The organism is Methanobrevibacter sp. (genome assembly GCF_051877095.1).
In the GTDB taxonomy this organism is placed as follows: domain Archaea; phylum Methanobacteriota; class Methanobacteria; order Methanobacteriales; family Methanobacteriaceae; genus Methanocatella.
This window is the reverse complement of sequence record NZ_JBJEIO010000005.1, coordinates 123,003-137,345: the sequence shown is the minus strand read 5'-3', so window position 1 is coordinate 137,345 and position 14,343 is coordinate 123,003. Positions and strand designations below refer to the sequence as shown.

7 protein-coding genes are annotated in these 14,343 nt (G+C 27.4%); 3 read left to right on the top strand and 4 right to left on the bottom strand.

The window, feature by feature from the left end; genetic code table 11:
- Positions 1-77: 77 nt before the first annotated feature.
- Both ACI389_RS03650 and ACI389_RS03645 read left to right on the top strand, forming a co-directional pair.
- The gene (locus ACI389_RS03650) at positions 78-2,519 is read left to right on the top strand and encodes an adhesin (protein WP_439780191.1); all 2,442 of its coding nucleotides are present in this window, start codon (positions 78-80) and stop codon (positions 2,517-2,519) included.
- Positions 2,520-2,712: 193 nt separating this feature from the next.
- Positions 2,713-9,573 (top strand): right-handed parallel beta-helix repeat-containing protein, encoded by a 6,861-nt coding sequence (locus ACI389_RS03645; RefSeq protein WP_439780190.1) that lies wholly within the window; start codon positions 2,713-2,715, stop codon positions 9,571-9,573.
- Positions 9,574-10,165: 592 nt separating this feature from the next.
- On the opposite strand, the gene ACI389_RS03640 is transcribed toward ACI389_RS03645, so the two are convergent.
- The 3 genes from ACI389_RS03640 to ACI389_RS03630 are packed head-to-tail and all read right to left on the bottom strand — an operon-like array spanning position 10,166 to position 11,881.
- Positions 10,166-10,501, bottom strand: a complete 336-nt coding sequence (locus tag ACI389_RS03640) for a DUF2149 domain-containing protein (RefSeq protein WP_439780189.1) — start codon at positions 10,499-10,501, stop codon at positions 10,166-10,168.
- Positions 10,502-10,510: 9 nt separating this feature from the next.
- Positions 10,511-11,155: a MotA/TolQ/ExbB proton channel family protein gene (locus ACI389_RS03635; RefSeq protein WP_439780188.1), complete on the bottom strand. Its 645-nt coding sequence runs from the start codon at positions 11,153-11,155 to the stop codon at positions 10,511-10,513.
- 15 nt (positions 11,156-11,170) lie between these two features.
- A complete protein-coding gene (locus ACI389_RS03630) occupies positions 11,171-11,881 on the bottom strand; it encodes a DUF2162 domain-containing protein (RefSeq protein ID WP_439780187.1) in 711 nt (236 codons plus the stop codon).
- Between the two features lie 551 nt (positions 11,882-12,432).
- On the opposite strand from ACI389_RS03630, the gene ACI389_RS03625 reads away from it, so the two are divergent.
- Positions 12,433-12,756: a hypothetical protein gene (locus tag ACI389_RS03625; RefSeq protein ID WP_439780186.1), complete on the top strand. Its 324-nt coding sequence runs from the start codon at positions 12,433-12,435 to the stop codon at positions 12,754-12,756.
- Between the two features lie 358 nt (positions 12,757-13,114).
- Here ACI389_RS03625 and dnaJ read toward each other — a convergent pair whose 3' ends face one another.
- Positions 13,115-14,260, bottom strand: a complete 1,146-nt coding sequence (gene dnaJ / locus ACI389_RS03620) for a molecular chaperone DnaJ (protein ID WP_439780185.1) — start codon at positions 14,258-14,260, stop codon at positions 13,115-13,117.
- Between the last annotated feature and the right edge of the window lie 83 nt (positions 14,261-14,343).

Genomic DNA, 14,343 nt, shown 5'->3' with positions numbered 1-14,343 from the left:
TCTTAATCAATATATATTTATTAATGGTCAATTTTTCTTTATTTGGCCATATAAATGTTAAGGGAGGTGAAAAATAATTGAAGTCTAATGTAATAGTTTTATTTTTAGGTTTGTTGTTTGTTTTATCTGTTGGTTCAGCTTCTGCTATGGATTTGGATAATTTAACTGAAAATAATGTTGTTGATGAAACTATCATGGTGGATCATGAGGTTTCAATTAATCCAGATGATCAATCTGTTATTTCAGGTAATAATAAGAATACTATTTTCAATGTTTCTTCTAATGCTACTTTAAAGTTATCTAATTTGAATTTAACTAATGGTAAAGGAGTAACTGGAGGAGCTATTTATAATAATGGTGTTTCAATATTGGATAATTGTACTTTTATAAATAACAAAGCAACTCTTGGTGGAGCTATTTATAATAATGGTGTTTTAATTTTGAATAATTGTATTTTTATAAATAATGGAGCAAATTCTGGTGGTGCTATTTACAATAACGGAAACATTGTTTTAAATAACTGTACTTTTAAATCCAATACTGCTTCAGTTAGTGGTGGAGCTATATATAACCTTCAAAGTAATTTAACCATAACTAATTCCACATTTACTGAAAACTATGCGAAAATTAAGAATGGTATGTTACAAGGTGGTGCAATAGCTAATTATGGTAATAATTTAACTATTGACAACTGTTCTTTTGTAAAAAATCATATATTCAACACATATTGGTATGGAAATGGGGAAATGTTTGGTGGTGCTGTTTATAATTCTGGAAACAATTTATTAGTCAAAAATTCTAGATTTGATAGGAATTATATCTATGGATATACAGATAGTATGCATAAACATGTTGACTTATCTGATAAATATGCTGCTGCTGTGTTCTCAAATGGAAATGTTTCAACTTTCATAAATAATGAATTTGACTCTAATGAGGTTTATTCCATGTTATCCTCATATAGTAGTGAAAAAGTAAATTTGAGTAATAAGGGTGTATCTAGTGCTATTCTAGCATATAATAGAATTATTATTATTAATAATACTTTTTTAAATAATTCTGCAGCTACTCCTCCGATATATATTCTTAAGGGTGATGGTTGCATTATATTGAATAATGTATTTTTTAATAACAATGCAAGATCCGATGCACAATCCATGTCTATTAATGGAAATAATGTAATTATAAGTGGTAATAATTTTTATAGGAATGAAAATGCTACTGACAAAGGATATTTTGAAGATTGGGAAGTTTTTGATGTCTTACTCAATTGTGTAAATTGTACAGTTTCTTATAACTATTTTGAAAATTCCAATGGAATTCATTATCTTAATAGTTTTGGAGGAGATAAGTCAGCTAACTTAACCATTAGTAATAATATATTTAACCATTCCTTGAATTCTATTGATTTAGAACATGTAAATGATGTGAATATAACTTCAAATATATTCATAAATTCAACTCATGCTATTAATACTTACACAGGAAGTCATATTAATATTAAGAATAATTACTTTTATGGTGGAGGTACAGATAATGATTCATCACTGGCTTATATTGATGTAAATTCTCATTTTACTGTTATTTCAGGAAATGCATTTAGAAATATAGGTTTTGAATATAGTATAGGTCCTATAATTGCTATTAAAGTGATAGATAACATCACTATTGAAGATAATAGTTTCACTGGAATCAATCTTGGTCAAGCTAGTAGTATAATTTATTCACTATTTGGAGGATATTACCATATTGATGGTATTCAAGATGGTCCTTATGGTATTGTAGATGTTAAGCATAATTATTTTGCAAATAATTCTCTTAACGATGGTGCAATATTTGATTTAACAGCTTCAAAAATTCACATTGAACAGAATATCCTTGAAAACAATGATGGTATGATAATTATATCTAATAACACAGAGTACAAATGGCAATATGTAAATTTCACTGATAATTTTATTAAAGATTTCAGTGGAGATATAATGGATTATAGTTATTTTTTAAACCCTGATAATTTAGTTAGGGATGATAATAATAAGGAATATACTGGAGATAGTAGTTCATTTTTAGATAGGATATTGGATTTTGTTCAAAATTTAAAAGATGAATATCTCAATGTAAGGAATTCTAATAATAATCCAGATAATCCAAATGGAACTAACAATAATGGTACTAATGTTAATCCAAATGGAACTAACAATAACATAACTAATAATGATATTAATGTTAATGCAAGTTCCCAGGTTTCTAGTGGAAGTTCAATTGATTCAAATATTGGTGATGTTGGTAGTGATATGGTTGTTAATGGATATTCTAGTCAGGATATAGTTAATCCAACTGAGTTTAAATCAACTGATGAAGATAATTCTATTTCAAGTGCTGATTCTTCATCTAAAAGCTATGAAATTGAAAAGATTAGTGCTTCTAAAGAAATAAGTAATAATAACTCTTTAATTGTAATAATTTTAGTTATTATAATTATATTTGCATTATTAGTTTATGGATATAAGAAAAAATAAGTTTTTAGGGTTTATTTCAACCCTTTTTTTAATTTTTGCATGTTTTTTAATTCTCAAGTAATTTATTTTATAAAGTATATTTTATAAAATATCATCAATAATTTATTTATACTAGATTTTATAAAAATAAATTTGACTTTAATTTTTTTATTTATTTAAAGTCTATAATGTATTTTAAGGAGGGAAAAAATTAATGAAAAAGAATATAAAATTTTTATCTATTCTTATTTTATTCATTGTAATGGCAATGGGTGCTGTTTCTGCGGAAGATAATACAACTATTGATGATAGTTCGATTATTGCTGAATCTTCTGAATACAGTGTTCTAACTAAGAATAGTGCAACTATTGATGATAGTCCTACTATTTCTCAATCTTCGGAATATACTGTTTCTGAAGATAATTATGATGAGTATTTTGATGAGAATGATCATATAAAAGATACTGTTGTTGATGGCGATACTTTAGTGTTAACTGGAGACTTCAATGACAAGAATTTCAGAATTAATAAAAACATTACTTTAACTAGTAATGGTGTGACTATTTATAATGGTACTGTTTCTCTTATTACAGGGGCTTCTGGTTCTACTGTTTCTAATTTGATAATTGTTAATAATGGTACTGATATTAATGGTATTAATTTGAATGGTGTTACTAATTGTACTATTATGCATAACAATATTACTTCTACTGGTAAAAATTCACAACCAATATATTTAATGAATGCGAATTATACTGTGATTTTTAATAATTCAATAATGTCAAAAGGGTATATTGATGGTATGTTTACTAGAAATCTTGATGCTATTTATATAAAGGATTCTAGTTACAATTTATTTGAAAAAAATCATGTTGATTCTAGTAATGGTAATGGATTTATCATTATAGGTACTTCAGCTTCTAATAATGTATTGCGTAATAATACTGTTAGAGCTGGTTCTGGTCAGGCTTTTAGATTAACAGGTAAAGAGCATACTATTGAATTTAATAAAGTTATTTCATCAAGTTATGGAATTAATGCTAATAGTAAAGGAGATATTATAAGAAATAATACTATCTCTGCTTCAAATACAGGTATTACTACTAGTAATAATGGAATTATTACAGGTAATACTGTTTACGGTGGAATGACACGTGCAGGTATAATTCCACTTTCAAATACAACTGTTTCTGATAATAATATTGATATTACAGGAAGGGGTGTTGGAATAAATCCTTCAGGGGAAAAGATTACATTAATTCATAATAATATTAAAACTAATAATGGGAATGCTATAGGTGTAACTAGTGGTCCTGCTTTAATTGTTTTAGATAATAATATTACTTCAGTTAGTGGTAATGGTGTATCTGCAAGTTCAGCATCTGGTATTGTAATCATGGGTAATAATATTTCCATATCTGATGGTAAGTATGCTATTGATGTTGGGAAGGTTAATAATTATAATATTAGGGATAATTATTTCAATGGATCTTCTATAATGAAAACACCTGATGGAAATAAAAATGCTAATATCTTTACTGTTGATGTAAATAATTATGATGATTATTTTGATGAAGATGGAAATTTAATGGGTGATGTTGCTGATGGGTATACATTGATTTTAACTGGAAATTTCACTGGTAAAAAATTTATAATTAATAAAAACATTACTTTAACTGGTGAAGATGCAATTATTTATAATGGAACTGTCGCCCTTGTTACTGGAGCTTCTGGTTCTACTGTTTCTAATTTGAAAATAATAAACATTGGATGTACTGATACACAAGGTATCATTTTAGCTGGTGTTACCAATTGTCTAATTAAAAATAATGATATTAATTGTTCTGGTCAAAGTTCATTCCCAATAGCTTTGAATCCAGGTTCAAATAATAATGTAATTTCAGATAATATAATTAGAAGTGGAGAAATCTCTTTAGAAGGAACTACAAAGTCTACATCTGCTCTTGTTTTAGGGGATGCTCATAACAATTTAATTAAAAACAATTACATTGAAGTAGATGACGCTAATGGAATCTATCTATCTGCATATGGTTCTGGTGCATTTGTAGGTGGAAGATCTAATAATAACATAATACGTAATAATACTGTAAAATGTATGGTTGTTCCAACTTCATGGTGTTATGGTATTCAGTTAATGGGTTCAAATAATACTGCTGAATTTAATACAGTAATTGGAACATTTAGGGGAATTTCCGCTGAGGATGGTGCTAATGTTAATAATAATACTTTAATTAATATTACAGGTAAAAATTTCGCTACTGGCGAGTTAGTTGGTGGAGATTATGCTATTATTGTTGGAAAGAATTCAACTGTTTCTAACAATAAACTTATTAATTGTTTAGTTGAATCTGCGGGTGTATCTGCAAGTGATGACACTACTGTTAAATATAATGATATTAATCTTAAAGGAAAAGGTGTTGGTGTAGATGCTAATGGTAATAATGTTAAAGTAATGAATAATAATATCACAACAGTTTCAGGTAATGGTGTATCTCAGGTAGGTAAGCTCACAGGATTAGTTGTTTCAAACAATAATATTACTTCAACTAGTGGTATTGGTGTATATGTTTCTAAATCATCTAAAACTAGGGTTCCATCTGATATTACAATAACTAATAATATTATTTCCACAGATAATGAATATGCAATCAATGCTAAAGATGCTGATAAAGATAGTTATACTATTGAAGGCAATACTGTAAATGGATCTGCTAAGATTTATACTCCTGATGGTGAATTTGTTCCTGATAATTCTTCTGAATTCAATGGAAAAATTCATGATATTACTTCTGATAATTACCATGTTTTCTTTGATGATAATGGTAATTTAATAAGTGTTGAGGTTAATGATGGAGATATTTTGAACTTTAAAGGGGAATTTGTTGAAATATTCCCAATTATATCTAAACCTGTTAAAATTACAGGAGATAATGCAGTACTTAAGAATTCTAAAATTACAGTTTCCTCAGATAATGTATGGATTGAAAACTTAAAAATCATTAATGGCAATTCAAGTCACTTAAACAACTGGGGTATTTATGGATATGATGTTGAAAATTTAACTATTGTTAATAATGATATTTCTGTCTGTGATCCAAATGCTGCTTATGCTATTTACTTAAATTGTGTTTTTAATGCAACAGTTAAGAATAATGTATTATATTCTTCTGGAGATTATTTAACTTACACTTTAGTGGGTTTAGGTCTTGATGGTTCTATTATTGAGAATAATAAAATAGTGACCAATGGTACTGGTCAACATCATAATTATGAAGCATCTAAATGTATTGATGGAGTGAATTCAGTAAATGAAATTTATAGAACATATGGTATTTTACTTATCACTTCTTCTGATAATCAAGTTAAATCTAATAATGTGACTGTAACCTCAAAATTAAATAAAACCATTTTAAATAATGGTGCTTTAATAACCAATTCTCTTGTTGGTATTGATGCTTATTTCGATTCCAGTGATAATGTATTTGATGGAAATAATGTTTTAGTATATGGTTATGATAATTATGAGTATGGTATGGGTGTTTTAGGTGCTCAAACTAATTCTGGAAGTGATGAAGTATCTAACAATAATAATTTCACTAATAATAATGTAACTGTTAGAGGAAATCATGTTTCCACAGGTTTAATTTTAGGATATCATAGTGAAAATATTTCAATTAAAGATAATAATTTTGATATTGTTGGTAATTATACTGCTTATGGTATAACATTAGAATATGCTAAAAATTCAAAAGTTATTGATAATAATATTTCCTTAAAATCCAATGTTTCATATGCTGTTGAAATATTCGATGGTAATGATAATGTTATAGATGGAAATAATATGACTACAAATGGAATATATGGATTTGGTGTAGCTGGTTATGGATCAAACAACAACAAAATCACTAATAATGATATTCATGTTAACAGTGATAGAAATAGTGAAATATCCATAAATAACTATCCTGATGCTTTAGGTTATGGTAATGCAGGGGTATTCTTTAAAGCAGGTTCTACTGGCAATAACATTTCAAACAATAGTATTGTTTCAACTAAAGGTTATGCAGTAAATATCACTGGCCTTTCAGGTAACACAGTATCTAACAATAGTTTAAAAGGAGAAAAAACTTCAGGTGATCGTGCAGTATTAGGTGCTGAAAACAATGTTGTTGAAAACAATTATATAATATTAAATGGAATTATTACAAATTCAACTTTCTATGATTATTTCGATGAAAATGGTATGTTACTACCAACTGTAACTAATAAAACATTGATTTTCGTTGGAGAATTTTCCAATCTTGGAGTTAATGTAATTACATTCATAGATTCAATCAGATTAGTTTCAGATAATGCTGTATTAAACAATATGACTATGAGTATTGCAGGTAATAATGTTGTAGTTGATGGTTTTACTTTCGATCTTGAAAACTTAATTGAAATTTATGGAAACAATGTTACAATCATGAATAACAAGTTCAATTCTGTTTTAGTTCAAGGTAAGGACAATATTTTGATTTATGCTAGTGATGTTAATAATATAACAATTAAAAACAATACAATTACTTTTAAAGGAAATAATACTGATTCATATGTTAATGGAGTCATTAATTTAGAAAATGTTAATAATTCTGTAGTATCTAATAATAAAATTGATGCTGAAATTCCTTCTGCTGCAACTGGTTATGGTCCAGGACCAGATTATGCTGCAAAATATTCAGCTTATCTTATTCAGGTTAAAGGAAATAATAACATAATCTCAAACAATGATTTATCATTAAACTATTCATCTGTTTTAGGTTCTTATGATAGTTTATATGCTATTGTTGTTAGTGGATCAAATTCAACCGTTTCTAAAAATTCTATAAAAGGTAAAGGTAATAGTTATATTTATGGTATTACTGCAGATGGTAACAATGTTAATTTAACTGACAATAATATAACTGTTTTCAACAGTAATTATTCTGCTAATGGTATTTCATTAAATGCACCATTTATTGGAGTTATTTCTAATAATATCGTAAATTTAACTGCTAAATCTGTTGTTTATGGTACTAATGATTATGGAGATGTTCATGCATTATATGATGGTAATAAATTCATTCTTAACTCTAATTCTGTTTATGGTATGGAATTGATGGGTGTTGATGAAACAGCTATTAATAATGAGATAATAGCTAAAGGAAATTATACATTAGGTATTGCTATTTTTGTTAGTGGTAGTGTAAATATTTCAAATAATGATATATTTATTAATGGTTCTGGTTTAGGTACTCCTACTGCTGGTGATATGATTCCATCAATGAATGTAGCTATTTATTTATCAGGTTCTGATGAAGCTACTATTTCTGGAAATAAAATCACTGCTATTATTCCTTCATGTGCTTATGGAACAGAATCTGAGGCTATATATGCAACATTCCATGAGGCATTGATTACAGGAAATGATATTAATGTTTCTGTATCTAACCGTGTTGGTGATTATGATTCTATTTATGGTGTTAAAATCAAGGCAGATGATGTAACTTTCAGTAATAATAGTGTCATTGTTACTGGTGTAAACTATGCTTATGGTTTAAAAGCTACTGGAGAAAACATGGATATAGATTCAAACAACATCACTGTTATTAATAAAGTAAATTATGGTGCTGGTATTGATATTGAATGTCCATTTATAGGAACTGTAAATAATAATATAGTTAATGTTGTATCTAATGAATCAGCATATGGTATTTATTCCTCACAATGGGGATCTGATACTGTTGAAGGTAACTATACAAATAATGATGTATCTGTTAATGGAAAAACCGCTTATGGCTTTGAATTATTAGGTGATAAAGAGATTGTTTCTAACAACGATGTTGTTGCAAATGGTCAATACACAATGGGTATTGCAACTAACTCTAAAGAAGTCATAATTGTAGATAACAGAATAATTTCCAATGGAACTGGAAAAACTAATGCTACAACAGCAGACATGTTTGGTGCAACTAACCAAGGTATTTTACTTTACGATGGTAATGTTAATGGAACTATCTTAAGAAACAATATCACAACAACTGGAGATTATGCAGTTAATGTTTTAAAATCTGAAAACAATATTTCAGTAGTTAAAGACAACCATTTAATTGCTGCTACTTTAGTAGGTGATAAAGCTATAAACAACATTACTGGAGTAATTAAAAACCCAATTAAAACATTTTTCTCATCAGCTAACAAGGAACTTTATTTGACTATACTTTCTAAAGGATATGGTTATAGGGTATTGCTTAAAGATGAATATGGTAATGTTTTAGCTAATAGGACAGTAACTTTGGTGTATGATGGTAAAATTTATACTGCAAAAACAAACTCAGAAGGAATAGCTGTATTTAAAATAAACACTACTACTCTTGGATCTAAACAAGCAATCATTAAATTTGATGGTGATGATACATACGAATCTAGTAATAGAACTGTAACTATTGAAGCTATAAAACAACCATCAAAATTCTCATCAGCTAACAAGAAACTTTATTTAACTATACTCTCTAAAGGATATGGTTATAAAGTATTGCTTAAAGATTCAAAAGGTAATGTTTTAGCTAATAGGACAGTAACTTTGGTGTATGATGGTAAAACTTATACTGCAAAAACAAACTCAGAAGGAATAGCTGTATTTAAAATAAACACTGCTACTCTTGGATCTAAACAAGCAAGTATTAAGTTTGATGGTGATGATAAATATGAATCTAGTAATAGAACTGTAACTATTGAAGCTATAAAACAACCATCAAAAATCACTGCTTATGAAAAGACTTTCAGAGTAAAAACAAAAATTAAACAATACACTATTGCTTTAAAAGACAATAAAGGCAAATATATCTACAAAGGTACTGTTTATCTTAAAGTTAACGGTAAAACTTACAAAGCAATTACCAATTCTAAAGGTAGAGCTACATTTAAGATTACTGGATTAACTAAAGCAGGAAAATTCACAGCATCCATTAAATATAATGGAAACAACTATTATAGTTCCATAAGTCAAAAAGCAATATTAACAACTAAAAGATAGAAGAGATATACAAAATATCTTCTATTTTTCTTTTTTTTTAAAAAAATTAATTATATTTTTGTACGATTAAAAGCAGAATAAATAATGTACTTGTTGATGGTAAGTATATTGTATCTAGAAAATTATGATTTTTACAGTAAATTATAATGATAATCACTGATGTAATGTTTGTGCATTACCAATAGGTTAGATGTAGGCATAAACTATTCTATCGCTGCAAAAGTCACAATAAAAGTAAAAATTATAAAAACAGCTTTAATAGATATTAAGAGAGTTTTATCTTTTTTTTAAAGTCGTGTTGAACAAAAACATGTTTGAATTTTATGAGGTTTTGAAATTTATTTTATTTTTTTATTCTATATATGATAACTTAGTTTAATGATTAAAATTGTTAAAACTATGAAATAATTAAAATATGAGTTTATTAAAAGTATAGTTTAGCTATTTTTAAGCATATAAATAGATATATTGGTGAGTATTTTATATATTTCAAATATCTGTTTTTTTGTTTTGTTAAATCAATATTTTTAGCTGATGGATATGATGTGTTTTATAAGAAGTTATATTTATTTAAAAAAAAGAATTGAAGGGATTAACCTTCAACTAAAATCAGTTTTCCTGTCGATGGATCTTTATAAACTTTACCCATCTCGGTATATCCTTGTCCTGAGCTATTAGAAGTATCTGGTGTATCATCTAGTTCCTCACCTTGGTTAACCTCGCTAACTTGTTTCATAGCTTCCATTGTCTTTTGTTTTTCTTCATGAGACATGTCTGAGAATATTACTCCCTGCATATTCCAGCTCATTACTATGAAAATTAGGAATCCTACAGCAATTACGAGCATTGCATCAACAAGGTTTGCTGTTCCAGCCATGGGATCTTCTTCTTGATGATTTCTATGTCTTTTATATTTTCGTCTCACCATAAAAATCACTTATTTATTCATGTAATCTAAAACTGCATCAGATAATGCATCTAAGTCAGATGTGTATTTATCGTACCATTTACGTCTAATTTTTGATATTACATAGCATAATGCACCACATCCAATACCAACAATGGTGGTGTTAAATGCCACAGTCAGGGATTGTGCAAGAACATTAATATCTCCTGAACCTAAAGCTGCAAGACCTGGGCCCATTGGAATTAAAGTACCCATCAAACCTAGAGTAGGACCGATACGAGTAATAATATCAGTTTTCTCCATTGAGTCATCAATTTTTTCCTCTTCATTTTCGACTAACTTACGAGCTAATGCTTCTCTTGAGAAGTTATTTAAATCTTCAGTTTCTGCAATTTTAGTTAAAACTCTTTTTTGAGATTTAGGAATGTTTAAATTATTAATAATGTTTTTTAAATCATCTATTGAACTAGCTGAACTAATGCTAAATATTCCATCTGAGATTGTTTTAACATCAACTTTTTTTCTTGAAGTATATTCTGAAATGAATCCTCCAAGGGCTATAATTGAAATAATTACTAAAATTAATAAAATAACTAATACAGGAATTGATAGACTTTGTGAAATTACATCTAAAGTTCCTGTTAAATATTCACTTCCTGGAATTGTTGAATTCATAAATAATCACCATTTTTATCTTAAAAGACTTTCTCCTTTTTTATTCAAGAATATTCCTACAATAACCAAAAGTACAACAAATACAATACATGCAATAATAGTATTTGGTGAAGATAAAGAAAGTCCTTCTGATCCATTTGAAAGAATATTCACTATATTTGGAATTACAATTGAAGATAATAAGAAATAAGCACCTAAAAATAGCATGAAATTTCCTAGAACTATTGGATAAGGTTTTTTAATAAATTTTACTATAGTATTTGAAGCAAAATAAGTTACAAGCATTACCAAAATTAATGCTATTGAAACAATTATGCTTAAATGGAAAGAACCCATACCAATAGCTGGAGCAACTACTAGGATACTAACTACAATTGAACCAAAACAACAAGGGCAGGGAGCTATAATTGCTATACTTGTAGCTTTACTTGTATTTTTCCCATGAACTTTCCATTCCCTAATTGTTAACAAACCTGCAGTAATCATTACAAGTGCCATTATGATATAAAAGAAACTATTATATGAATAAATAATTGTAACTATTTGATTTGAAAACATGGAAGCTATACTTGAAATTATTAAAACACCGGCGCCATAACAGATACAGATGATTGCAAATAACTTTTTAGACAAATTTGCCATCCCTGAAGCAAGTCCTAATTTAACTCCAAAAACTAAAACTGCTGCAAGAATACCGAATTGCCATAACATATTTATTATATCCATTTTTAACCCCATTTGATAGTATATAAAAACAAGTAAATAAATATTTAGAATAAATAAAAAAAACTTGATTTTAAATGGATGTATTGATAAAAAAGTGAAGGAACTATTATTCTTTATTTAATTCTTTTAATAGCTTTAATTTTAATATTTGTTTATGATATGTATTTATTATCTTCATTAAGTAATAGATAATTCATTTTTTTAATCAATCTTTGGTATCCATATATTATAAGTTGTTCTCATGGGTATCAGTAAATTATTGAGGTAACTATCCTTTATAATTCCTTGATTTATTTTTTCCGATGCTACGAGATAACAATTAATATTATTTCAATTAAAATAGGTTAGGTTACAATATGCCTCAAATAGTTCCAAATATTGCTTTAATTATCTTTTTGGAACTTTATTGTTTAAAGTATATCTTTTAAACATGGTATACTATAATTTAGTTTCCATATTAGTTCCAAATAGTTTGATTATTTTTCAATAAATTTAACATTGTTTATGATTAATATAAAATCAGTTGTTATTTAATTTTTAAGGTTGATACTATGGAAAAGATTACAATTGATGATGTTATGGAGTATGATTATTTAGTTACATTAGCACCTTCATTTATACTAGAGAGAATGGCAAAAAGGAATTCAAATTTAGTAGATAAATTCAAATCAGTAATTCAATCATATATGGATAATTTAAGCATGGAACAAAGTAATAAATTAACTGCTATCTTAAATAGTGATGTATCAGAGTTACAAAAGATTATGATGGATTCTTATTTGAAAACAAATAAAAAACAGTATAAAATATTAGCTAATCCTGATTACAAGAATTTTATTGTGTTGAATCTTGATGAATTGAGAAAAATGATTTAAAAAGAATTATATTTTTGTTAAATCATCAACTAAAATTTCAGTGTCAATTTCTAATTATTTTAATTGCTACTTGTATTATAATTCACTTTTTAAATCTGTTAATGTTCTAATTAGAACTAATGATTTTATAATTGTATATTTTTATTTTTTCATATATATTCTTGTCTTAATATTTATTATTTTTAAAGTATCCTTTAATTATTTTAATTTAGTTCATAAGTATATTTGAAATATTTTTAAAAATAGTCTTTTAATTTAACTTATATTTAATTATTTAATATATAAAATTTATTTAAATTTTGAATTAAATAATTTCAAAATTTAATAAAAGTAGATAAAGTAAATTAGTCTACCTAATCTACTTCATTGCATCTTTGACTCTATCGAAGAGTCCTTTCTCAACATGTTTTATTTCATCACCGCTTACTTCAGCGAATTCGTTGAGTAATTCTTTTTGTTTTGAATTTAATTTTTTAGGAACAACAACTTTTATTTTCACATAAAGATTTCCTCTATTGTTATATCTAACAGATTTCATTCCTTGTCCTTTTAATTTATAAACAGTTTCACATTGTGTTCCAGGAGTAATTTTAAATTCCATTTTCTTTCCATCGATTGTAGGGATGGTTATTAAATCACCAAGTGCAGCTTGTGGAAAACTGATTTGTTGTTCTAAGTATAAATGATCGCCTTCACGTGTGAATTTTTTGTGTTTTTTAATATGTACAGTAACAATTAAATCTCCTTCAAGACCTTCTTTTTCACCACAATTTCCTTCATGTGATACTCTTAAATGGTTTCCTTCATCAACTCCACTAGGAATTTCGATTTTAATTGTTTTTGTTTTTCTTACACTACCTCTTCCGTGACATACATCACAAGGATCTGTAATAATTTTACCAGTACCTCCGCACTCTCTACATGGTCTTACATTAACCATTTGTCCAAGGAAAGTGTTACTAACTTCTTTTATTTGTCCTGTTCCTCCACATTTAGTACATGTTTCTGGATTAGAACCTGGTTTGGATTTAGATCCCTTACATGTAGGGCATAATTCGCTTCTAGTAATTTTTATTTCTTTTTCGCATCCATTAAATGCTTCTTCGAGAGTTATTGGTATTTCTGTGTAGATATCTGAACCTCTTTGAGGGCCACTGCTGCCACCTCTAGAACGTGAGCCTCCACCAAAACCGAACATATCAAAAATATTTCCTATATCAAATCCTTGGAAAATATCTTCAAAGTTTACATTTTGATAGAAATCTTCAGCACTAAATCCATCCATTCCAGCATGACCAAATTGATCATATCTTTGGCGTTTATCTTCATCAGACAAGACAGCGTAAGCTTCACTTACTTCTTTAAACTTATCTTCTGCATCAGGCATATCACAAACATCTGGATGGTATTTTCTGGCTAATTTACGATAAGCTTTTTTAATTGTCTTTTCATCAGCAGTTTTATCTACTCCAAGAACCTCATAATAATCGCGCTTGTCTGCCATTAATTCACCCTATTAAAAATAATTATAAAAAAATAGATAGAAAAAATAATAGTTTTATCTATTGTTAGTTTAGTTTTGATTCT

What these genes read in the sequence shown, in the direction of transcription:
- ACI389_RS03645 (WP_439780190.1), top strand. Translation starts at nt 2,713, where the DNA reads ATGAAAAAGAATATAAAATTTTTATCTATTCTTATTTTATTCATTGTA.
- ACI389_RS03640 (WP_439780189.1), bottom strand. Translation starts at nt 10,501, where the DNA reads ATGGTGAGACGAAAATATAAAAGACATAGAAATCATCAAGAAGAAGAT.
- ACI389_RS03635 (WP_439780188.1), bottom strand. Translation starts at nt 11,155, where the DNA reads ATGAATTCAACAATTCCAGGAAGTGAATATTTAACAGGAACTTTAGAT.
- ACI389_RS03630 (WP_439780187.1), bottom strand. Translation starts at nt 11,881, where the DNA reads ATGGATATAATAAATATGTTATGGCAATTCGGTATTCTTGCAGCAGTT.
- ACI389_RS03625 (WP_439780186.1), top strand. Translation starts at nt 12,433, where the DNA reads ATGGAAAAGATTACAATTGATGATGTTATGGAGTATGATTATTTAGTT.
- dnaJ (WP_439780185.1), bottom strand. Translation starts at nt 14,260, where the DNA reads ATGGCAGACAAGCGCGATTATTATGAGGTTCTTGGAGTAGATAAAACT.